Source organism: Galbibacter sp. PAP.153 (assembly GCF_037029175.1).
GTDB lineage: Bacteria > Bacteroidota > Bacteroidia > Flavobacteriales > Flavobacteriaceae > Galbibacter > Galbibacter pacificus.
The window spans coordinates 12539-35404 of sequence record NZ_JAZEUN010000017.1 but is presented as its reverse complement, the minus strand read 5'-3'; the positions used below and the strand labels follow the sequence as shown (position 1 = coordinate 35404).

21 protein-coding genes and 1 pseudogene are annotated in these 22866 nt (G+C 37.9%); 11 read left to right on the top strand and 11 right to left on the bottom strand.

All coding sequences use genetic code 11. The features are described 5' to 3' along the window. Positions 1 to 69 precede the first annotated feature (69 nt). The gene (gene rimO, locus UXI14_RS12055; RefSeq protein WP_335966342.1) at positions 70 to 1374 is read left to right on the top strand and encodes a 30S ribosomal protein S12 methylthiotransferase RimO; all 1305 of its coding nucleotides are present in this window, start codon (positions 70 to 72) and stop codon (positions 1372 to 1374) included. Between the two features lie 725 nt (positions 1375 to 2099). Here rimO and UXI14_RS12050 read toward each other — a convergent pair. The 6 genes from UXI14_RS12050 to UXI14_RS12025 form a co-directional block, all read right to left on the bottom strand. Next, positions 2100 to 2480, bottom strand: a complete 381-nt coding sequence (locus tag UXI14_RS12050) for a Dabb family protein (protein ID WP_335966341.1) — start codon at positions 2478 to 2480, stop codon at positions 2100 to 2102. 39 nt (positions 2481 to 2519) lie between these two features. After that, entirely contained in the window at positions 2520 to 2846 is a 327-nt protein-coding gene (locus tag UXI14_RS12045) for a multidrug efflux SMR transporter (protein ID WP_277901126.1), read from the bottom strand. Positions 2847 to 2962: 116 nt separating this feature from the next. Next, positions 2963 to 3922: a DUF6515 family protein gene (locus UXI14_RS12040; RefSeq protein ID WP_335966340.1), complete on the bottom strand. Its 960-nt coding sequence runs from the start codon at positions 3920 to 3922 to the stop codon at positions 2963 to 2965. 21 nt (positions 3923 to 3943) lie between these two features. Further along, positions 3944 to 4669 carry a DUF2092 domain-containing protein gene (locus tag UXI14_RS12035; RefSeq protein ID WP_335966339.1) on the bottom strand — a complete coding sequence of 242 codons (726 nt, stop codon included), beginning with the start codon at positions 4667 to 4669 and terminating at the stop codon, positions 3944 to 3946. 134 nt (positions 4670 to 4803) lie between these two features. Further along, the gene (aqpZ, locus tag UXI14_RS12030; protein ID WP_335966396.1) at positions 4804 to 5493 is read right to left on the bottom strand and encodes an aquaporin Z; all 690 of its coding nucleotides are present in this window, start codon (positions 5491 to 5493) and stop codon (positions 4804 to 4806) included. A gap of 162 nt (positions 5494 to 5655) precedes the next feature. Beyond that, on the bottom strand, positions 5656 to 8406 hold the full coding sequence (locus UXI14_RS12025) for a T9SS type B sorting domain-containing protein (RefSeq protein WP_335966338.1): 2751 nt from the start codon (positions 8404 to 8406) through the stop codon (positions 5656 to 5658). A 145-nt stretch (positions 8407 to 8551) separates the two neighbouring features. Here UXI14_RS12025 and UXI14_RS12020 point away from each other — a divergent pair, with 145 nt between their 5' ends. Continuing rightward, positions 8552 to 9064, top strand: a complete 513-nt coding sequence (locus UXI14_RS12020) for an adenine phosphoribosyltransferase (protein WP_277901130.1) — start codon at positions 8552 to 8554, stop codon at positions 9062 to 9064. Here UXI14_RS12020 and UXI14_RS12015 read toward each other — a convergent pair. The 3 genes from UXI14_RS12015 to UXI14_RS12005 form a co-directional block, all read right to left on the bottom strand. Continuing rightward, positions 9061 to 9213 carry an SsrA-binding protein gene (locus UXI14_RS12015; RefSeq protein ID WP_277901131.1) on the bottom strand — a complete coding sequence of 51 codons (153 nt, stop codon included), beginning with the start codon at positions 9211 to 9213 and terminating at the stop codon, positions 9061 to 9063. The two genes, UXI14_RS12020 and UXI14_RS12015, sit on opposite strands and share 4 nt — an antisense overlap. A 247-nt stretch (positions 9214 to 9460) precedes the next feature. Next, positions 9461 to 11143: a TonB-dependent receptor plug domain-containing protein gene (locus UXI14_RS12010; RefSeq protein ID WP_335966337.1), complete on the bottom strand. Its 1683-nt coding sequence runs from the start codon at positions 11141 to 11143 to the stop codon at positions 9461 to 9463. After that, the gene (locus UXI14_RS12005; protein WP_277901133.1) at positions 11143 to 11502 is read right to left on the bottom strand and encodes a BlaI/MecI/CopY family transcriptional regulator; all 360 of its coding nucleotides are present in this window, start codon (positions 11500 to 11502) and stop codon (positions 11143 to 11145) included. Before UXI14_RS12005 ends, UXI14_RS12010 begins: the two co-directional genes overlap by 1 nt. Before the next feature lie 158 nt (positions 11503 to 11660). Between UXI14_RS12005 and UXI14_RS12000 the strand changes: the two genes are divergently transcribed. Continuing rightward, positions 11661 to 12596, top strand: coding sequence for a calcium/sodium antiporter (locus UXI14_RS12000; RefSeq protein ID WP_335966336.1), 936 nt, complete (start codon positions 11661 to 11663; stop codon positions 12594 to 12596). Positions 12597 to 12704: 108 nt separating this feature from the next. Here UXI14_RS12000 and UXI14_RS11995 read toward each other — a convergent pair whose 3' ends face one another. Beyond that, positions 12705 to 13727, bottom strand: a complete 1023-nt coding sequence (locus tag UXI14_RS11995) for a glutamine synthetase beta-grasp domain-containing protein (RefSeq protein ID WP_335966335.1) — start codon at positions 13725 to 13727, stop codon at positions 12705 to 12707. A 280-nt stretch (positions 13728 to 14007) separates the two neighbouring features. Between UXI14_RS11995 and UXI14_RS11990 the strand changes: the two genes are divergently transcribed. The 5 genes and pseudogenes from UXI14_RS11990 (at position 14008) to UXI14_RS11970 (ending at position 18995) form a co-directional block, all read left to right on the top strand. Then, on the top strand, positions 14008 to 16194 hold the full coding sequence (locus UXI14_RS11990) for a glutamine synthetase III (RefSeq protein WP_335966334.1): 2187 nt from the start codon (positions 14008 to 14010) through the stop codon (positions 16192 to 16194). Between the two features lie 336 nt (positions 16195 to 16530). Beyond that, on the top strand, positions 16531 to 17712 hold the full coding sequence (locus UXI14_RS11985) for an AIR synthase related protein (protein ID WP_335966333.1): 1182 nt from the start codon (positions 16531 to 16533) through the stop codon (positions 17710 to 17712). Then, complete coding sequence (locus tag UXI14_RS11980) at positions 17713 to 18162, top strand: GNAT family N-acetyltransferase (protein WP_335966332.1); 450 nt, start codon at positions 17713 to 17715, stop codon at positions 18160 to 18162. It begins immediately after the preceding gene. Between the two features lie 202 nt (positions 18163 to 18364). Continuing rightward, positions 18365 to 18667 (top strand): nucleotidyltransferase domain-containing protein, encoded by a 303-nt coding sequence (locus tag UXI14_RS11975; protein ID WP_335966331.1) that lies wholly within the window; start codon positions 18365 to 18367, stop codon positions 18665 to 18667. Next, positions 18657 to 18995, top strand: a pseudogene (locus UXI14_RS11970) (HepT-like ribonuclease domain-containing protein). Before UXI14_RS11975 ends, UXI14_RS11970 begins: the two are co-directional and overlap by 11 nt. Before the next feature lie 26 nt (positions 18996 to 19021). On the opposite strand, the gene UXI14_RS11965 reads toward UXI14_RS11970, so the two are convergent. Continuing rightward, positions 19022 to 19678 carry an ABC transporter ATP-binding protein gene (locus UXI14_RS11965; RefSeq protein WP_335966330.1) on the bottom strand — a complete coding sequence of 219 codons (657 nt, stop codon included), beginning with the start codon at positions 19676 to 19678 and terminating at the stop codon, positions 19022 to 19024. 397 nt (positions 19679 to 20075) lie between these two features. Between UXI14_RS11965 and prfA the strand changes: the two genes are divergently transcribed. The 3 genes from prfA (at position 20076) to UXI14_RS11950 (ending at position 22852) form a co-directional block, all read left to right on the top strand. Continuing rightward, positions 20076 to 21152, top strand: coding sequence for a peptide chain release factor 1 (prfA, locus tag UXI14_RS11960; RefSeq protein WP_335966329.1), 1077 nt, complete (start codon positions 20076 to 20078; stop codon positions 21150 to 21152). Between the two features lie 95 nt (positions 21153 to 21247). Continuing rightward, the gene (gene pyrF, locus UXI14_RS11955) at positions 21248 to 22057 is read left to right on the top strand and encodes an orotidine-5'-phosphate decarboxylase (protein ID WP_335966328.1); all 810 of its coding nucleotides are present in this window, start codon (positions 21248 to 21250) and stop codon (positions 22055 to 22057) included. Between the two features lie 3 nt (positions 22058 to 22060). After that, entirely contained in the window at positions 22061 to 22852 is a 792-nt protein-coding gene (locus UXI14_RS11950) for a helical backbone metal receptor (protein WP_335966327.1), read from the top strand. Positions 22853 to 22866: the final 14 nt, after the last annotated feature.

The following is a 22866-nucleotide window of genomic DNA, read 5'->3' as shown; positions in this document are numbered from 1 at the left end:
ACTGCTTTCTAGCGCTTAAAAATGAGGTAGATAAAATTCAATATTTATCATTTATAATTATAGTCGGGTATGAGAACGAAGTCACTTAAAAAAAATAAAATCAATGTAGTTACATTAGGATGTTCCAAAAATGTATACGACAGCGAGGTGTTAATGGGGCAGCTCAAGGCAAGTGGAAAAGAAGTGGCACATGAAGATGATGGAAATGTAGTGGTAATTAATACCTGCGGCTTTATTAATAACGCCAAAGAAGAAAGTGTAAATACCATTCTTGAATTCCTACAGAAGAAAGAACAAGGAGAAGTTGATAAAGTTTTTGTAACCGGTTGTTTGAGCGAACGCTATAAGTCCGATTTGCAAAAAGAGATTCCCGATGTGGACCAATACTTTGGCACAACCGAATTACCAAGTTTATTAAAGGCTTTGGGAGCCGATTATAAACATGAATTAATAGGCGAACGGCTTACAACAACCCCTAAAAACTATGCGTATTTAAAAATTGCCGAAGGTTGCGACCGTCCGTGTAGTTTTTGTGCCATTCCGTTAATGCGCGGCAAACATAAAAGCACGCCCGTTGAAGCCTTGGTAAAAGAAGCTCAAAACCTAGCGGATAACGGGGTGAAAGAATTGGTGCTTATTGCGCAAGATTTAACCTATTACGGACTCGATCTCTATAAAAAACGTGCTTTGGCCGATCTATTGAAAGAACTGGTTAAAGTAGAAGGAATAGAATGGATACGTTTGCACTATGCATTCCCGACCGGTTTCCCGATGGACGTATTGGAAGTAATGAAGCAAGAGCCTAAAATTTGTAATTATATAGATATCCCGCTTCAGCATATTTCTGATGCTATTTTAAAATCGATGCGTCGTGGTACCACATACGAAAAAACCACACGTTTATTACGTGATTTTAGAAAAGCGGTGCCCGAAATGGCCATTCGTACCACATTGATAGTTGGTTATCCCGGAGAAACGGAAGAAGACTTCCAGATTTTAAAAAACTGGGTCAAGGAAATGCGTTTTGAACGTTTGGGCTGTTTTACCTATAGCCATGAAGAAAACACGCATGCCTATAATTTAGAAGATAATGTACCGGAAGAAGTTAAACAACAGCGTGCCTCAGAAATTATGGACATACAGTCGCAGATTTCATGGGAGCTAAACCAGGAAAAGGTAGGGAAGACGTTCCATTGCGTAATAGACCGAAAAGAGGGTAATTATTTTGTTGGGCGTACCGAGTTCGATTCTCCCGATGTTGATAATGAAGTATTGGTAGATGCCTCTCAATATTACTTAAAAACCGGCGGATTTGCCGAAATCTTTATTGAAGAAGCCGGAGACTTCGACCTTTATGGAAAGCCTGTGGTTTAATTAGTTAAACAACGGCAATACGCTTTTTTATTTCATGTTGTTTATTTTTTCAGGGTCTTGTCTAGTGTCGAACACATTTGCACTTTCAATTCTGTTGAAATCGTAATTTATCCAATAAACTATTTTATAATTTTTAAAGACTAAATAATATCTAAATTGATGCTTTCTATGCTTTAAGCTAGTTTCAATTTGTCCAATTTCTGGTTGTTTTTAAATCCCAATCGTTGTGTCTGATAAATTCGGAATTTTCACTTTCCAAAATAGCTTTTAATAATTCCAATTTTGTTGTTAGAGTATCCATTTTATAACTCTTTTATTAAACGAATTTACGAAAAATATCTTTTGTGTAGTTAGTTTTTCGTATGGATCCCGACGGGTTTGTAAATGGTTTGTTGCGGGAAATCCACGAGGGTTTTCTACCGAAAAACTAAAGATAATAAATAGTGGTAAATCCCAATTAGTCTTGATAGCTATCTGGACACGTCCGGAACCTCACGAGATACGTCCACCAACATATCTAGAACCCTTCCGGATAGGTAAAAAATAGCTCGGGATACGTCCAATAACGTATCTGGACAAGTAAATAACCCCGCCAGAGGGTTTGTTTTAACGTGTCGGGATGGGTAAAATAGCTTCGGACAGGTTATATGTACGTGTCCTGAGCAGTAAAAAACGGGTACGGATAGGTATAGGTATATTAACAACCGTGGTTGGTTGCCTTTAACTTATGGTGCATCTATATAATCTATTTCCATAAAGTCGGCTACTTCTTTTTTCCATACATTTTCTACAAATGTCACATGGTCTGGATGGTTGGAATAAGTGTCGTAATCGGTTTGGTTTTTAAATTGCATGGTCAAGCCCCAGTCGAAATCGTTCTTTTTGCCTATTTCTTTTACGCAGGTCATTTTCATTACCGTTGAAATGGATTTTAAGGCTACTGCTTTTTCCAAAAAAACTTTTTCGGCTTCGCTTCCTTGCGGATGCTTCAGTTTAAAGAATACGGTGTGGGTAATTGTTCCTTTTTTAGAAGAAACGGTATTGCATGCTGTAAACGAAATTAGGGCAATGGTAACGAAAAGAAGGATAAGTCGGTTGATTTTCATAGGTTATAATTTTAATTCCGAAGATACTAAAAAGAGCAGTTAATGCGAAACAAATTTAAGGCCTACAACAGAAATTATTAAAGTTGAGATAAAAAACACGCGCCAAAAATCCACGGGCTCGTTAAACAGGGCTATGCCGGCAACAACGGTACCAATGGCACCAATGCCAGTCCATACGGCATAAGCAGTGCCAATGGGCAACGATTGCGTTACCTTGATAAGCAATAGCATGCTTATGGTTAAACAAACAACAAAACCAATATACCAATAGGTAGCGGTATTTCCCGTTGCTTCTTTGGCTTTTCCCAGGCAGGTGGCAAACCCGACTTCAAACAGCCCTGCGATGATTAAAAGAAACCAGTTCATAAAAAAATAGGTGTTAAATTACGGCATGCGCAAATTTATAAAAAATAAAAACTACCACATGCCATAAAAGCTATGCGGTAGTTTATGAATGAAGGAAATATTTTTAGGCAAGGGTTTTAGTTTTGACCTTCTTTTACATCAACTACTTCGTACTGGTTTTTGCCGTTTACCTGAACCGGTTGATAATAGGTTTCTCCGTATTTAACGTAGGTTTGATCGCCAATGCGTACTTCTTCGCCGCCTTCGGGTAAGTGTTCAACAAGGGTGCCTGCCGTTGGTGGGACCACGGTGTAGCCGTTGCTGTCTTTTTCGTAATAGGTTCCTCCGTAATAATAATTGTTTACGGTAGTATCCCCGCCGGCATCAACAACCTGATAGCCATCGGGAAGTACTTTAATGGTGGCGCCAACTGGTGCCTGGACAACCGTATAGCCGTCTTTTTCTTTCATGTAATAATTTCCTTGATCGTAATAATATTGCTGGTTGCTGTTTTCTATGCTAACAATAATGGCAGTGGTGGCCAACGAGGCCACAAAGAATCCCCATGGGTGCCATACCGGGCCCCAGTAAAATGGGGTAAAAGGATGGTAGAAATATGGGTGGAATGAATAATAGCTAAATCCGCCATAGAAATACGGGGGGCGGGGATAAGGGCGAATTGCAGGGCGAACAATGGTATTGCGGTTGTTTACGTTTATGTTTACATTGTTGTGCCCGCCCCTGTTGTTTATTACCGTGGAATTGTCAATGTTTCTATTGGTCCTAACGTTGGTGTTGTTGGAGCGCGAGTTTATATTCCTATCGTTGCCAATATTTGTATTTCGGTTGCCTATGTTGTTGTTTGTACTTGGCCTGCGGTATTCGGTATGAGAACTTGGAAAGCTTCTGTTTGTCTCCCGTTGAAATCCCCCGTTTATGGGCTGCCTCCCGGTAGAGGGGCGCGATACATTTGGGCGGCTCATGCTGGACCCGTGCCCAAACCTTTGTGCTTCAACCGATATGGGGGCCGTAAGTAAAAGAACAAAAAGTAACAGGCTGCCGTAATGCATGGTATGTTTTTTTATAGTTGGATTCATCTTTCTATCTTTTAAAGTTTGTTATTTAGACGTGGCCATGATGCTAATGTTTTTTGAACCTTCCGGGGGGTAAAAGTTAAAAATGGTGTCTTCTACATCTGTATTTATCTTCCAGTTTTTAAATGTGGCTTCGTATTGTTGGCGGTCGCCGTCCTTATGGATGATGACTATTTTTTTAGGCAATGCTTTTTCGTCGTTGGTAATCCATAACTGGAAGTTCATTTTATTGTTTGAAGCAAGAATTTCCTGGCATTCTACATCGTCTATGGTTTCTGTTCCGTTATAGACAATGGTTGGGAATTCTTCCAAGAGGTCATCGGTTAAACTGGGATAAAAAACATCGGCGGCAGGAAACCGTATGCTAAATTTTTTATGGAGGCTGTCGATCATTTTAATAATGGTGTTTGGGGCATCGACCACGCAATAGTTGTTCTCGTCTAGAGAATAGTATACAAACTTGCTCCCGTTGTAGTAATAATTTCTGTTACGGTCGGCGCTTCTGGTTTTAACCAGCATTTTATCTGGCCCTACCATGGTAATGTCGTCAAAATAAAAGTGTTTTTCCATGCCAAACATGCCATCGTTGTCCAGTGCCCGGGAAAGCTGGAAGTTGCAGGAATGGATTTTCCCGATGGATTCCCCCATTTTATCAAGAATGTGGATTGCAGCACTATCGATAACTTTGCTGTTTTGTCCGAACATATAAGATACTGACAAGCAGCACAATGATAGAAAATAATTTTTCATTACTTATGGATTTATATCTGATTAAATAAGAGAGGGGGAGTGTATGTATATTAGTAAAAATAATAAAAATCTTTAAAAGTGGCATAAAAAAACCTCTTATTGTGCAAGAGGTTTTTCTAACATGTTTTTTAAATTCAATCTTCCTGTGCAGGGGCAAGTGCCTTGTATACAACACCTGCAATGGCCGCCCCAATTATTGGTGCTACCCAAAAAAGCCATAATTGCCCCATTGCCCAATCGCCAACAAACAATGCCTGGCTTGTACTGCGCGCAGGGTTAACCGATGTATTGGTAACCGGGATGCTTATTAAATGTATTAATGTTAGCCCAAGGCCTATGGCTATACCGGCAAATCCTTTGGGTGTATTTTTATGTGTGGCCCCGAGTATAATTATAAGAAACATAAACGTCATTACAATTTCGGTAATCAAAGCGGCTGTCATGTTATAACCGTCCGGAGAATGTTCGCCATAACCGTTTGCTGCAAAATTACCAATGGAGGCGCCGTCTTTTCCGGTGGCAATAAGGTATAGTATTGCTGCCCCGGTTATCCCGCCCAATACTTGAGCAACAATATAAGCAAACAGTTCTTTGCCGCTAAAACGGCCACCAATCCATAGCCCTACAGAAACGGCCGGGTTTAAATGGCACCCCGAAATATGCCCAATGGCATAGACCATGGTTAAAACGGTTAAACCAAAAGCAAGCGCAACCCCTGCAAAGCCAATACCCAATTCTGGGTAACCGGCAGCAAGCACAGCGCTACCGCATCCACCAAGCACCAACCACATGGTACCAATAAATTCTGCAAATAGTTTTTTCATCATTCTAAGTTTTTAAATTAAAGTTTATATCTATATCCATTAAATACTAAAGTATAATACTATTAAATATTGAATATAATTTTAAAGTTAATAAAATAAGTTTAATTCTTGAATGATTTTTTCATTCTAAACCATCGTTGAATGTTTGTAAGTATTTGTAAGCTAAATTTTTAGAGAGAAATGTCCTTTGTATTCTTTAGCATTTGGAAGTTTTAGGTAGTACCAATAATCGTCAGGTGGCATAAGTTGCCCATGGTATTTTCCGTTCCAACCATTAGAATTTAAGGGGTTGAAGGAGTTGATTAATTTTCCGTACCGGTCATATATATAGATATGAATAGTTTGAAGAAAATTAGTATCATCAAGGCCGTATATGTTCCATGTGTCATTGGCCCCGTCGTTGTTTGGGGTGAAGAAGTGTGGAAAACCAATTATAGAAAATTCCTGAGAAATGGTTGTGCAATTGTTTATGTCTCTTACAAATAGTGTGTGATTTCCAGGTTCTAAACCTTCAAATTGGTTGCTTGCTTGAAAAGTATCAAACTGGTTATCAACTGAAAATTCATATCCATCAATAGGGGCAGAAAGTATAACTTCGATATTTCTGTCGTCTATTTTAATATTGTTAATATAGGGAGGCTCTATTTGATTGACTTTTACCTGAATTGTCTTTTCGCAATCTAATGTGGGGTCCGTAACCCTTAGCTCATAAAGACCTGGTTGGTATACGGTAATTGTATTTGTCTCTTGGTTTGTATTCCATTGGTAATTATACAATGTGGAAAGAGGGGTGTTTAATCCCGAGCTGATTTCTATGGGGAATTCAGAGGCACATATGTCTATCTCTTGATCTTGTATAACGGGAAAGGCTTTGGTGGATATTTCTACAATTCCCCCGCCGTAACATTCATTGTTGTGTTCTACCCTATAATATAATGAAGCAGTTGATGATTCATAGAAATCTGCAATTCCATTGGTTCCAATAGAGGCGTCTTGTTGATTTTTATAAAATGAAACCTCGGTAATACCGGGTAAATTTAAATTGCTGATGATGTTTGCCCTAACTTCGGATAGATCGAATATGGCCGTACCAGTATCGTCCAGATCGCAGGCCTGTTGTGTATAAGTACTTAAGTTTGATGAAGTAGATGTGGTCAATTCTATAGGTACGATATTGTAACATTCAGGAACAATGCCAAATACTTTTGCATATAATAGTTCGTTTGGTTGGGTATTTCTGTATATGGGGTTTATATAATCTAAGTTTAGGCTGTCGTTTTCTGCTTCGGTAATCGAGTGATAATAGTTAACATTTATAAAATCGGTCGTGTTCAGTGTTATATCGGCATTGGCGTTACTGAGGTTGTAAGTGGTTTGCCCGTCATTTGGATTGTTGTCAAACGAATCGCATTGAGATAATTCATAGGTGCCATTTATAACTTGCGGCGGCTCAGAAATGGTTATCTGCTTAATTAAAGGGTCGTAATTTCTTCCGGCAGTAGAAAGATATAAAGTAACGGTATAATTGCCGGGCATTGCATATTGGTGTGTTGGGGAAGCATCATTAGAAGTGGAGCCATCTCCAAAATCCCATTCTGCTGTGTCGTATGGGTCTTCCGTAGTAATTTCAAACTCGGTAGTATCTCCATAGCACAGATTTTTAAAATCAAAGGTGTATTTAAATATGGACTGAATAAAAGGAGGCAAACCAAGCGTTGCAAATTTTCCCTCTAAAAATACTGAGTTATGGGAATAGATACTGGCATTTCCTATTTCATTGGGTTTGTTTATGACGGATAAATGTGTTCCATCAGCAGATACTTTATATCCTGCCCTGTATATTTTTCCGTTAATGGCCAATTGCAATGCACCTGGAACATTATCAGATTCATTAATGATTTTTTTGGTCCCCGAAATGTTCGAACTGCCCAAGTCATATTGATAGATGTAACTTTTGTCCAGGCCGTCATTTTTGTTGTATATCCCGGAAGTGGCATATAGCAATTTGGAATTTGGGGAAAACTCAAGTCCGTACGGATATTCGTTGTTGAGTATAAGCTTTTCATTGGTAACCTTTCCGGTCGAGTTGTTAAAATCGTAAATCAATAATTTCCCTGATTTTTTAGCGCTGCTCCTTTCGTTCCCCAACCTGGTAGAGCTATGCGCGATGGCTATTTTTTTTCCGTTGGGCGAAACCTTTAAATAGCCAATGGCGCTTATGTTTATCTTGTTTTTATCTATAAGTGGGCCAACAGCCTCGTTGACCGTTGAAATAACTGGAGAGGTATTAACCCCGTTCCCATCTACTTCAAAGGCATAAAATTTATTCATAAAAAAAGTAATCACCCATATGGAAGTTCCGTTGCTATGGGAAACGGCAGTTATTTTTTCAGAAGATTTATATTCTTTTTGTATTGGGCTGGAAGCATCATAAGTTACCAAATGAATGTTTTTTTCGCCTGCAACAATGTCTCCATAACCTCCGTCAAGGGTCATATCGATTTCAGAATAATTTATACCATCTATCGGTTCGTCTTCTGTTAAATAATAACTGGGCTTGTCTATTGTAAAAACGTAGTAAGAATTGGAAGCTCCCGGTTTAGGTATTATTATGGCAGATTCCGTACTGGAGCTATGCCCCAACAGCCCGGTACCGTTTGGCATTTTTTGGTGTCTTCGGTTCCATACGCTTACCCCATCTGTATAAAATAGTAAATTCCCGTTTTTGTCAGATATGGTTGCACACCCTTCATTGGTAACAAGCTGGCCATTGGTCATTACAGTTGGAGGCTCGGTGTTAAAGCTTAAACCTGCCTTTTCTCCAAAATACCAATTAGCCGATTCTTTTTGAGCAAACAAAAAGTTACAGCATAGTAATATAAAACCTATTGAGATACGTATGGATATTCTCAAATTAAAACGCCTGTTTATTAGTAAATTATGAATAACAGCAAAAATAATAATAAAAACGGGTAGACAAAAGAAGTATGTCATTGTTTAGAGGAAAAGCAACATTTCTTAGCTTTGTAACCTCTATATTGTATAAAAACCATTAATTATGGACCTAAGCAGTTACATCCGGAATGTAAATAATTTTCCCAAGCCGGGCATTGTTTTTAAAGACATTACCCCGTTGCTTAAAGATCCCAAGGCAGTAAATCAGGCCGTTGCCCAACTGTACCATCTAACCGAAAAGAAAAATGTAGACTTGGTAGTGGGCATAGAAAGCAGGGGTTTTTTCTTTGGCACCTTGCTGGCCCAAAAGCTCAACTGCGGGTTCGTGCCCGTAAGAAAGCCCAATAAATTGCCTTATGCAACGGTCTCAGAAACCTATGCCCTGGAATATGGCAACGACACGCTTGAAATCCATAAAGATGCCATACAAAAAGGAGATAAGGTTATTGTTCACGACGACGTACTGGCTACCGGGGGCACCGCTTTGGCCGTTTGTAAATTGGTCGAAAAACTAGGTGGGGAAGTGGTCCAGTGCAATTTTTTAATGGAGCTAAGCTTTCTGGAGGGAAGAAAAAAGTTAAGCGGGCACAATGTCCAAACCATAATTAAATACTAGCCCAAAGCATTTTTGGTAACAAAAACGCGCCATCCAATAATGGCCATTTGCAATTTATTGGCCTTGGCCAGATCCAGCCCCTTTTTGGAATAAGAAGGCAATATGGCCCTGTTTAGCTTTGCCAGTAACTTAAAAAACTTTTTTTTCATGCCTTTGTTTTCCCATAAAGGTAAAAAAACTAAATATAACTAACGGTTTTTGGCTACACTTTAATTGGTTCTTGATATTATGCAGATTTGTTCCGTAAACTGCACAACCGGGCTTTCCGCTACTAGTTTTGGTAAACCATATATAAAAGTTTACCAAAAGCTAACCGCTGCAATCCCTACCTGAAAAAAAAAGCCAAGCACAGCATGAAACCGCACTTGGCCTTACAAAAATTATTGATAAGCCCGCTTATTCCTTTTTGGTGGTTATTAAAATTACCCCATCCTTTCCTTTCTCTCCGTATTGTTTTATGGCATTTTCATCTTTTAGCACAGACACCTGCTTTATGGTGTCCGGACTTATGCTGTTCAGGTCGAAATCGGCAGGCATGGTTTTCCCATCGACCAAAATAAGGGGTTTTTCTCCTTTAAAATTAATACGGGTACCGGCTTCAGAAGCTCCTGTAACCTTGTACGGATTGTATTGGGTCTTGTTCTTTAAAGTAATTTCTATCACGCCATTCTTTCCTTGCACGTCATACTTATCACTGGCATTTTTATCTTTTAAAACATTAATGCTTTCAATTGCATCGGGCTGGATGCTTTTTGTGTCAAAATCCTTAGGCATGATTTTCCCGTTCAGGACAATAAGTGGTTTTTTGTCCATAGTATGTTGGTCTGTAGCAGCTATAATCACCCCTCTTTGGTTTTTTGTGTACGCAGAACCAACAATTATATAAACGCCACCGCCTTCCCCAATGCCAAAATAGAGATTTTCAATTCCCTTTCCTTTGTTAGATGATGTCCCGGTGGCTTTTCCCCCTTTTTTGGTCTCGTAGGTTACCTGTATGTTGGAAATCTCGCCTGTATCCGTTCTTTTAATGTTGGAATAGGTCAAGCTTCCCCCGTCTTCTTTAACTTTTGCCTGGAGTTGCTTTAAATCTTCCGCCGAAAAGTCTTTTGTAATTACATATTCAGGTAAATTACTGTTTTGGGCCACTTCGGTATTCAAGGCCAACTTGGTTTCTGTTTTAAAGCTAAAGAGCATCATAAAACCTGCTAAAAAAGGTATTATCAATGTGTAGCGCAGTAAATTTGTTTTGTTTGTTTTTTGTTTTTGTAACATAACGATTCGTTTTTTTACCTGCCCGCTGCGTTTACCAAAAGTAAAGGTATGTCCAAAAGCGGTTAGGCTGGTTGATGAATAATAAAATGGATTGATGACAGAATAGGGTATTCCGCTTATTTGTTTCAGTAATAAATATTGGTAATTTTTAGTTTGAGACTGGCTTGTTGTTGTTTCTTTATCTGTTAAATATTCAAGATTTTCACCTATGGCTTTTTTATACAGCCAGCTAAATGGGCTAAACCAAAAAACTACGGTATACAGGTGCGCAAAGAGAATGTCTATGGTATGCAATTGCCATGCATGTATCTTTTCATGCCTTAAAATAGTTGTCAGCTCCTCTTCGGTATATTTTTTTGGATTGTAAACAATAAACTTGAAAAACGAAAACGGACTAATATCCTTGCTTGTGGAAACATGCATAAAACCTTCTTCTTTGGTATGCGTTTCCTTTTTCATGAAATGGTACAGGGAGTATAACTGTATGCAAAACCTGCCAAAGAAAAAAAGTGCACCCATTAAATAAACCATAGCCAATATAACTAGAAACTGCTGTGTGTAATCGTGCCCTTGAGTAGTGTAGGTAGCGACATGGTCAATATTTTTTCCCAACGTGTTAATGGCTTCAACCAAAACAATTTTTTTATATACAACCAACGGCAGCAATGCAGAAATTAACAAGCCGCCAAGCAGATAAAACCTATTCTGTTTGTAGAATGTAGTTTTATTCAGCAGGCACACATACATTAGCCAAAAAACGGCCAACAATCCCGAGGCTTTTAGTAAATATATGGCAAAGGCTTCCATTATTTGTTGTTTTCTATTTGGTTGATTATTTCTTTAAGCTCCTCCACACTTATTTTCTTTTCATCGGCAAAAAAAGAAACCAGGTTTTTGTAAGAATTGTTAAAATAATCCTCAATGGCATTTGTAACAAAACGTTTTCTGTAATCTTCTTTTTTTACTATCGGGTAGTATTGATGCGTGTTTCCATAGGCGTTATGGGCAACATAGCCTTTTTCTTCCAGGTTCCTTATAATGGTAGACAGCGTATTGTAGTGTGGCTTGTCTTCTTTTATTTCTGCCTGTACATCTTTTACAAAAGCCTTGTTGAGCTTCCATAAAACCTTCATTATTTCTTCTTCTTTATTGGTTAATTTTTGCATGATAAAATGGTATCGAAACTGATTCTGGGGGTAAACTTACAACTATTTTTTTAGTTACACAACTGTATTTTTAGTTAATAAACTATTTTTGTAGTTTGTTTATGGCCATGTTCCTTTATCTATGTCAATTTGTGTATCTTCACCTTCAAAAAAAATAAATGAACCTACTTTTTATTGTCCTTGGTTTGGCGCTTTTGATTTTAGGCGGAAACTGGTTGTTGAAGTCGGCCGTAGGCATGTCTTTAATGCTTCATATTCCAAAAATAGTAATTGGGATGACGGTTGTTTCTTTGGCGACTTCGGCCCCCGAGTTGATAGTGAGCATAAAAGCTGCTTTAAACGGCTTTCCAGATCTTGCCATGGGGAATGTAGTTGGTTCAAATGTTGCAAACCTTGGTCTGGTGCTGGCCATAACCATTATTTTAATGCCCATTGATGTAGAACGGAGCTTTTATAAAACCGATTGGCCGGTCATGATGATTGCCTCTTGTTTGCTGTTTGGTTTTGTAATAACCGATGCTGTTTTGCAACGTTATGAGGGAATTGTGTTGGTGTGCTTTTTAGTGGTATTTCTTGTTTATTTACTGCGCACTCAAGCTAAAGCAGTGGTAGTAGATACCCCAACCGAGGATGAGGTGTTGCCGGGATACAAAATATTGATTTTCATGGTCGTTGGTGGCATCGCTTTATGGGGCGGATCAGAATTATTAATTAGCGGTGCAGTGGGCATGGCCGAATTTTACGGGGTGAGCAAAAGGGTAATTGCAGTAACCGTTGTGTCGGTAGGAACGAGCATTCCCGAGTTGGCGGCCTCAATTATTGCGGTGTTAAAAAAAGAAAAGGCTATTTCCTTGGGGAATTTAATAGGCTCCAATGTATTTAATATTTTGGCGGTATTGGGCATTACGGCAATAATTCAACCAATTCATGTCAACGACGGGCAATTGCTAACAAACGATATTTATTGGATGTTGGGCATTTCGTTTGTGGTATTGCCTTTGGTTTTTATCCCAAAAGGTCTGCGTTTGGGGTGGAGGGATGGTGTGGTGCTTTTAATAATTTATATACTTTTTGTTTGGCTTACCTTAAAATAAACTCATTTTAACTTTTTTCAATTGGTTAAAAGCCTTCAACCAGCTCAATAAAAAAAGCTACCAAAAAGGTAGCTTTTTAAATGTTTAAATCTAAATCTTTAATATTTATTATGCTTCTACACTAATATCGGCAGTTTTAACTGTTTCTATAATTCTAGCAGCAACTTTGTATGGATCTGCATTAGAAGCAGGACGTCTGTCTTCCAACCATCCTTTATAGCCTTTTTCTACAGTGATGATAGGGATACGTATGGAAGCACCTCTATCTGAAACGCCATAACTAAAGTCGTTAATCGAAGCAGTTTCGTGCTTACCTGTTAAACGCTCGTCGTTAAACTCGCCATAAACGTCAATATGTTCTTTGGTAACGGGTCTAAATGCTTCGCAAACTTTGTCGTAAACATCTTTAGAGCCACAAGTCCTTAATAAAGAATTAGAGAAGTTGGCATGCATACCAGAACCGTTCCAGTCACCTTTTACCGGTTTCGGGTGGTATTCAATATAGTAACCATATTCTTCGCATAATCTGTCTAGTAAATAACGGGCAACCCATATTTCGTCTCCTGCTTTTTTACCACCTTTTGCAAAGATTTGGAATTCCCACTGTCCACAAGCAACCTCTTGGTTGATTCCTTCAAAGTTAATTCCCGCTTCTATACATAGGTCGGCATGTCTTTCAACAACTTCCCTTCCATGGGTGTTCAAGCCGCCAACAGAACAATAATAGAGTCCTTGAGGCCCTGGATAACCTCCTACGGGGAATCCTAACGGAAGTTGTGTTTTGGTGTCCATTATAAAGTATTCCTGTTCGAAACCAAACCAGAAATCGTCATTCTCATCATCAATCGTTGCTCTTGAGTTTGTTTCGTGGGCTGTACCGTCTGCATTTAATACTTCAGCCATAACCAAGTATCCATTTTTACGGGCTGGATCTGGATAAATCGCTACAGGTTTTAATAAACAGTCAGAAGACCCTCCTTCTGCTTGTTTTGTTGAAGAACCATCAAAAGACCAAATAGGGCAATCTTCTAATTTACCGCTAAAATCATCTTCAACTTTAGTTTTACTTCTCATGTTTTGGGTAGGAAAATAACCATCCAACCAAATGTACTCAAGTTTAGCCTTACTCATTTTATTAATAGTTTTAATTGAACTTTACTCGATGACAAAAATATGTTTTTTTGTTTTTCATACCGAAAAATATAGGGGCAATTTTAAAAAAACTTTGTTATTTTTATTAATACCCTATTTTTGCAGGGGGGTATTTTTTAAATATATAATTTTAAGGAAAAATGTTAATAATTATTTAATATTTAATTTATTTGAAAGGTACTTTTTTTTAGACTTAAATAGCATTTTTGTTATTAATTAAACAGATAGATTTTAAAATGAATTTTTTATAACTAGGTATATGTCAACAATCAGGTTTAAAGCAATAAAGAAAACTTTTGAACGCAAACCATTGGCCATCGAGTCCACTGCCAAACGTTCGGAAATGTTTGGTAACAATGTTTTTAATGAAATGGTCATGCGGCAGGTAATGTCGAAAGAAGCATTCAACAGTGTAATTTCTGCAATAGAAGGAGGTGAAAGAATAGACCGAAAGCTTGCCGATGAAATTGCCGCGGCCATGAAAAACTGGGCCATATCAAAAGGTGCAACGCATTATACACATTGGTTTCAGCCTTTAACGGGCGCAACGGCCGAGAAACACGATGCTTTTTTTGAGCCGATCAGCAATTCGCATGCCGTTGAAAAATTTGGAGGAGACCAATTGGTACAACAGGAGCCAGATGCTTCCAGTTTCCCGCACGGGGGCATCAGGAATACCTTTGAAGCACGTGGCTATACTGCATGGGACCCCACATCGCCGGCATTTGTATATGGAACGACCTTGTGTATACCAACCGTTTTTGTTTCCTACACGGGCGAAGCCTTAGACAATAAGGCCCCGTTGTTGCGGGCATTACAGGCAATCGACCAAGCGGCGACCGAAGTGGCCCGTTATTTCGATAAAAGCGTAACCAAGGTAAACGCAACTTTGGGCTGGGAGCAAGAATATTTTTTAATAGATAAGGCGCTGGCGTATTCCAGGCCAGATATTGTTTTGGCAGGACGAACACTGCTCGGGCATTCCCCCGCAAAGGGGCAACAATTGGACGACCATTATTTTGGCTCCATTCCCGACCGCGTGCTGAGCTTTATGCGCGATCTTGAGAACGATTGTGTAAAGCTTGGGATTCCCGTAAAAACACGCCATAATGAAGTGGCTCCCAATCAATTTGAGCTGGCACCACTTTTTGAAGAGGCAAACCTGGCGGTAGACCATAATTCCCTTTTGATGGACTTAATGGACAAAACTGCCGATAAGCATAATTTTAAAGTGCTGTTTCATGAAAAGCCATTTTCGGGGATCAATGGCTCTGGGAAGCATAACAACTGGTCTTTGGCTACCAATAATGGAACAAATTTATTGAGCCCGGGAAGTACGCCTACCAAAAACCTTCAGTTTTTAACGTTTTTCATCAATACCATTAAAGCTGTACACGACTACGAAGAACTGGTAAGGGCATCGGTGGCTTCGGCTACCAACGATCACCGTTTGGGTGCCAACGAGGCACCGCCGGCAATTGTATCGGTATTTATTGGTTCGCAGTTAACAAAGGTTTTGGACGAACTGGAAGATGTTTCCAAAGGGAAGCTCTCTCCTCAGGAAAAAACAGACCTCAAGCTGAATGTTGTGGGTAAGATTCCCGAGATATTACTGGATAATACCGATAGAAACCGAACTTCGTCTTTTGCATTCACCGGAAATAAATTTGAGTTGAGGGCCGTAGGCTCCAAATCCAATTGCGCCAAGCCCATGACGGTACTCAATACCATTGTGGCAAAACAATTAAAAGAATTTAAAAAAGAAGTAGATTCCCTAATCGATAAAAAGAACCTGAAGAAGGATGAAGCTATATTTAACGTGTTGAGGGAATATATAAAAGCTTCCAAAAAAATTAGGTTCGAAGGAGATGGTTATAGCGAAGCATGGGAGAAAGAAGCCTTGAAAAGGGGGCTTAGCAACAATAAAACAACCCCGCAGGCATTAAAAGTATCCGTTTCTAAAAAAACATTGGATCTATACGAAGAAATGGGGGTCATGAACGCCACAGAGATTAAAGCGCGCCATGAAATAGAATTGGAAGAATATGTGCATAAAGTGCAAATTGAAGGACGCGTACTGGGCGATATTGCAAGAAATCATGTAATACCTACCGCCATTAGGTATCAAAACGGATTGATAGAAAATGTAAAAGGACTAAAAGAAGTATTTGGAAGCGAATTTAAAAAATTGGCACCTGAACAATTGGACCTCATCGAAGAAATATCGAACCATATTTCTGAAATTAATTCTAAGGTGAGGTTTATGACCGAAGAACGTAAAAAAGCAAACAAACTGGAAAAAGCACAACTAAAAGCCGAAGCATACTGCCAAAAGGTTTTGCCGCATTTTGAAGCCATCCGCTACCATTGCGATAAACTGGAACTCTTGGTAGACGATAACATATGGCCGCTTACAAAATACCGCGAGTTATTATTTACTAGATAAATGTTTGTAGAAGTAGAAATTGGTAGTATTTTTTCTATCAAATTCATTGTGCGGGGCTTTTAATCTGTTTTTTACAATGTTTTATCGAAAAATCCTACAAGAAAGCACAAATAGGGTGTTTTCCCTGATAAATGAGCCGAGGTATTTTATATCTTTGGAATGCTATTAATCAATTTAATGATGTGGTTTTTGAGCCGGAAAAGACCAAGAAAGCTTTTGCCCAAAGACCACAAAAGGATTAGGAGGATTTAAACCAACCTTCTAAAAGAATAAGCACACGAACTTTTGTTTGTGTGCTTTTTATTTATAGGCTATTTTTGCATAAAATTTTTATAAATGAGTTCAGAGATAAGCAAGAGGTACACACAAAGAGGTGTTTCGGCATCAAAAGAAGATGTTCACAACGCTATTAAAAATGTAGATAAAGGATTGTTCCCGAAAGCCTTTTGTAAAATAGTACCCGATTATCTCACCGGAAGCAAGGAACACTGCGTTATTATGCATGCCGATGGTGCCGGGACAAAGTCGTCTTTGGCCTACATGTACTGGAAAGAAACCGGAGATGTATCGGTATGGAAAGGCATAGCGCAAGATGCTTTGATTATGAACATAGACGACCTTCTTTGCGTTGGTGCAATACAAAACATTATGCTTTCTTCAACTATTGGGAGGAATAAAAATTTAATTCCGGGCGAAGTTATTTCAGCAATTATCAATGGAACAGAAGAATTGATTGCCGAATTAAAATCTTTTGGCGTACACATACATTCCACAGGTGGCGAAACAGCCGATGTGGGCGATTTGGTCCGCACCATCATTGTAGACTCTACCGTTACTGCAAGGATGAAAAGGAGCGAGGTTATAGACAATGCCAACATTAAACCGGGAAATGTAATTGTTGGGTTGGCATCGTTTGGGCAAGCAACATACGAGAAAGAATACAACGGCGGAATGGGCAGTAACGGGCTTACTTCTGCACGGCATGATGTTTTTGAAAAATACCTGGCCGAAAAATATCCCGAAAGTTTCGATCATGATGTTCCTTCCGAGCTGGTGTATTCCGGGAACGTTAAATTGACGGACTCCGTTGAAAATACGCCAATCGATGCCGGAAAACTGGTGCTTTCGCCAACTAGGACATATGCACCCATCATTCAAAAAATATTAGAAAAGTTCAACCCGGCTGAAATTAGCGGAATGGTTCATTGTAGTGGTGGCGCACAGACCAAAGTATTGCATTTTGTAGATAATGTCCATGTAATAAAAGACAATATGTTTGCGGTACCGCCATTGTTCCAATTAATTCAGGAACAATCCAAAACCTCGTGGAAAGAAATGTATCAGGTATTTAATTGCGGGCATAGAATGGAGTTGTACGTAGACGAAAATATTGCAAACGATATCATTGAAATTTCAAAATCATTTCATGTAGATGCCAAAATTATTGGTCGCGTAGAAACTTCTGAAACCAAAAAACTGACCATTACCAGCGAATATGGAACCTTTGAATATGCCTAAATGTTAACAAGCGAAATTCTAAAAGGAGATTTTTTAATTACTACAGATAAAGAAAAACTTGATGTCCCTTTTATTCATCGGTTTTTAAGTACAGAAGCCGGTTGGTGCGATAATATTCCGTTGGAAACTGTCCAGAAATCGATTGATAATTCGTTGAATTTCGGACTTTTTCACAACGATAAACAAATTGGTTTTGCACGTATTATAACAGATTATGCAACGATTGCTTATTTGGGGGATGTTTTTATTTTGGATGAATACAGAAAGCAAGGGTTGAGCAAATGGCTTATGGAAGTAGTTACAAACCATCCTGAATTGCAAAATTTACGCCGATGGATGTTAATAACCGACACAGCACCTTGGTTGTACGAAAAGTTTGGTTTTACAAAAGTTAAAGGCTCCAACTTATATATGGAAAAACATTTTCCGAATGTTTATAAAGAGATTTAAAAAAAATCCAGTTACATAACACAGTTAATTAATTTCTTCTTTTGACTGAATATGTTTGAGATGCCCTTCTTTTAAATATAAGTGCTTTTTTGTTACATTTGATTTATGAAATGAACATAAATTTTTTCATGGATAAATTCCCGATTGATATGAATAAAATTTTTAAGACATTCAATTTCAAAAGATTAAAAATTTTATACAGATGAAAATAAGCAAAAAAAATATCGAGAGTATCAAAAAACTCTGTAAAGAATACAGAGTTAAAACTTTTTTTGCTTTTGGTTCAGTTACCAGGGAAGATTTTAATGAAGATTCTGATATTGATTTTGTTGTCGACTTTGAGGAGAACGACCCTTTTAAATACACAGATTTATACTTTCAATTAAAAGAAAAACTAGAGGAGCTATTAAAACGCCAAATCGATCTTGTTGAAGACAGAGCAATACAGAATAAGTTTTTTAGAAAAGAGCTTGACGAGACAAAAACGCTAATTTATGGACAATAGAATTAATGCATGGCTTGAAGATATTTCAAGGTCTATTGACGAAATTTTTAGTTTTTTGCCTGAAAAAAAAGATTTTTTGGAGTACCAAAAAGATTTAAAAACAAAGAAAGCTGTTGAACGGAATATAGAAATAATTGGAGAAGCAATTAATAGAATTTCTAAGCATGAAAGTGTAAAGATTGAAATTAATAATGCTTAAAAAATAATTGGCACCCGAAACAGAATTGCGCATGAGTATGATAATATTTCTGATGAAGTAATTTGGACAATTATTATGAGAGAGTTACCAAAACTAAAAATTGAAGTCGAAGAACTTCTTAAAAAATAACACTTTCCAAGCATTTATAAAAAAGATTAAAAGAAGCCGGTTATATAACCAAGGTCAACCAATTCTTCTTTAGATTTAATTTGTTTGGTATACCCATCTTTCAATAAATATAGATCATCAGAAATAGATACAATGTGTTCATATAAGTGATCAGTAATAATAATTCCTTTTCGTTGTTTTTCTTGTTTAATTAGACTGATAATTTTTTCCATATAAATGGGAGCAATATGAGAAAAAGGTTCATCGAGTAGGATAAATCTTGCAGGCGATTTTAAAATTAGATAGGTTTCAATAACTCGCAATTCACCACCCGAAACTTCTTTGGGTTTAGTATTTTCATAATTAATGAAGTTCGGAAAAAGTTCAACAAATAAAAACCAATCTACATTCATTAAGAAAAAAGCATCTTTAAGTTTCATAGTAGTAGGTAATAAAGAATGTTGTGGGAGATATTTTACTAAACCCGTCCTGTAAAAAGGCTTTAATAACGGTTTTTTATCAAGTCGTAAAAGTTTGTACTTAGGCTTTAGGTCTCCAAAAATAATTTTTAGTAAGCTACTTTTTCCACAGCCATTTCTTCCTAAAACTCCGGTAATCTTACCAATTTCATTCTTAAAGTAAACCCCCGAAAGGATTCTCTTCTGGTTGTAATTAAGCTCAATATTGTCAATTTCAAGTATCAAAAAAATATAATTAAGAGGTTATGAAAAGAATAACTCACAATAAAATCAATAATAAGTACACCAAGATATAGTTTAAAAGCAGACAATGTAAGATTTTGATATAAAATAAAACTATTATGATTACCCAATTTTAACTGAGAAAGAAAAACAGTACTAAACAGTGCAATTTTACACAAAAAAATAGCGGCTAATGGAAAAGAAATAAAAGACAAAATGAGTTGTATAAATAGCGAAACAAACATATAGTTTTTGTAATAGTAGAATAGTAACAGCAGGGTTCTCATGCACATAAAAATATTTATATTATGGTTTTAAAAAGAAATTTTAACGGAATATTATCAAAATATAAAATCACCAAAAATAATCGTAAATTTGCAAACCGAATTAGAGACGAATTATGTTAGATAAATTAAACATTGTAAAACAGCGCTTCGATGAGATTTCCGACTTGATTATCCAACCGGATATAATTGCCGACCAAAAGCGTTATGTAGAACTCAACAAAGAATACAAAGAACTTAAAGAATTAGTAGACAAACGCGAAGTTTACAAAGAAGTACTCGATAATATAGCCGAAGCCGAAGAGATAATAGAAGACGGAAGCGATTCCGAAATGGTGGAAATGGCCAAAATGCAGTTGGAAGAGGCCAAAGAAAAGCTGCCCGACCTGGAAGAAGAAATAAAGTATATGCTTATCCCTAAAGACCCAGAAGATGCCAAAAACGTCATGATGGAAATCCGTGCTGGGACTGGTGGGGACGAAGCAAGTATTTTTGCAGGCGACCTGCACCGTATGTACACCAAATATTGCGAAGGCAGGGGCTGGAAAGTAAACGTGGTAGATTTTAACGAGGGGACCTCTGGAGGATACAAAGAAATTATTTTTGAGATAAATGGGGAAAACGTATACGGAACCCTGAAGTTCGAATCGGGGGTACACCGTGTACAGCGTGTGCCACAAACCGAAACACAAGGCCGCGTGCATACATCGGCTGCCACGGTGATGGTACTTCCCGAGGCTGAGGAGTTTGATGTGGAATTGGACATGAGCGATGTAAAAATTATCCGGACTACTTCAACCGGGCCCGGCGGCCAGTCGGTAAACACTACGTATTCTGCAATCCAGCTTCAACACATTCCAACAGGAATTGAAGTACGGTGCCAAGACGAAAAATCGCAGCATAAAAATCTAGACAAGGCCATAAAAGTATTGCGTTCACGTTTGTACGAACGCGAATTGGCAAAAAAACAGGAAGAAGATTCGGCAAGACGTAAAAGTATGGTTTCCAGCGGAGATAGAAGTGCCAAAATCAGGACGTATAATTATCCGCAGGGGCGTGTTACCGACCATAGAATTGGGTTGACACTTTACGATTTGTCTAATATTGTAAACGGTGACCTGGAAAAAATAATTGAAGAATTAAAAATGACAGAAAATACCGAGAAGCTCAAAGAAGCCAATGAAACAATGTAAACGATATTTATTTTAAATTTAAATGAGAAAGAGAAGAATGTCATGCTGAGCCTGTCGAAGTGTGACATTTTTTATATTAGATGTAAACTTTACTAATGGAAACAAAACAACTCATCGAACAAATCAAACTAAAAAAATCCTTTCTTTGCATAGGCCTGGACGTTGACATTGATAAAATCCCGTCACACTTGCTTGAAGAAACCGATCCTGTTTTTGCTTTCAATAAGGCCATTATAGATGCTACACATCATCTGGCAGTTGCTTATAAGCCCAACATAGCATTTTATGAGGCCTATGGAATTAAAGGATGGCAATCACTTAAAAAAACAATAGACTATATTAACGAAAAATACCCAGAGCTTTTCACCATTGCAGATGCCAAACGTGGCGATATAGGGAATACCTCAACCATGTATGCCAAAGCTTTTTTTGAAGATTTAAACTTCGATTCGGTTACCATTGCACCATACATGGGGAAAGATTCGGTAGAACCTTTTCTGGCATTTAAAAACAAACATACCATTCTTTTGGCATTAACTTCAAATGAAGGAGCTTTCGATTTTCAAACTAAAGACGTAGAAGGAGTTCCTTTGTACCAAAAAGTTTTGCAGACATCCAAATCTTATAAAAATTCAGAAAACTTAATGTATGTGGTAGGTGCTACTAAAGCAACATATTTAAAAGAAATAAGAAACATTATCCCCGAAAGTTTTTTGCTGGTACCGGGCGTAGGTGCCCAAGGCGGAAGCTTGGATGAGGTATGTAAATACGGGAAGACCCATAATATTGGCTTGCTCATTAATTCGTCAAGGGGCATTATCTATGCTTCTAAAGATGAAAATTTTGCCCAAAAAGCAGCCGAAAAGGCAAAAGAACTGCAACAGCAAATGGCTGCATATTTATAAAAAATGTTTCGGTTGATAGATCAAACAGGAAGACATATCAACATTCCCGAAACGCCTGCACGAATTGTTTCTTTGGTGCCTTCCCAGACCGAGTTGCTATGCGACCTTGGCCTGGAGGCGCAATTGGTAGGGGTTACAAAGTTTTGTGTGCATCCTTCATCAATAAAAGATAGAAAGCAAATAGTTGGTGGCACCAAAAACATTAAACTGGATGTTATTCGGTCGCTTCAGCCAGATATTGTACTTTGCAATAAAGAAGAAAACACAAAGAAAATAGTGGAGAGCCTGGAGCAGTTTACAACAGTCCATGTTTCGGATATTTTTACTTTTGAAGATGCTTTGTCGCTCATAAATCAATACGGGGTGCTTTTTAAAGTTGAAGACAAAGCTTTGGTATTGATAAGGGACCTTGAAGAAAAGAAAGCAGATTTTGAACTTTTCATCCAGAATAAACCTTTACGGAATGTCGCCTATTTTATTTGGAAAAAGCCATGGATGGTTGCTGGCGGAAATACATTTATAGATCATCTTTTAAAGCTCAATAATTTTAAAAATGTGTTTGCAGCCCATGCCCGGTATCCCGAAATTGAATTAGCTCAATTAAAATCAAAAGGAACAGCATACATATTACTTTCTTCCGAGCCGTACCCCTTTAAGGAAAAACATATGGCAGAAATACAAAAACAAATACCTAAAGGCAAGGTTATATTGGTAGACGGGGAATACTTTTCTTGGTATGGTTCGCGTTTGCAAAAGGCTTTTTCGTATTTTAAGGAACTACATGAGAAATTGTAGTTAAAAAGCCTTGC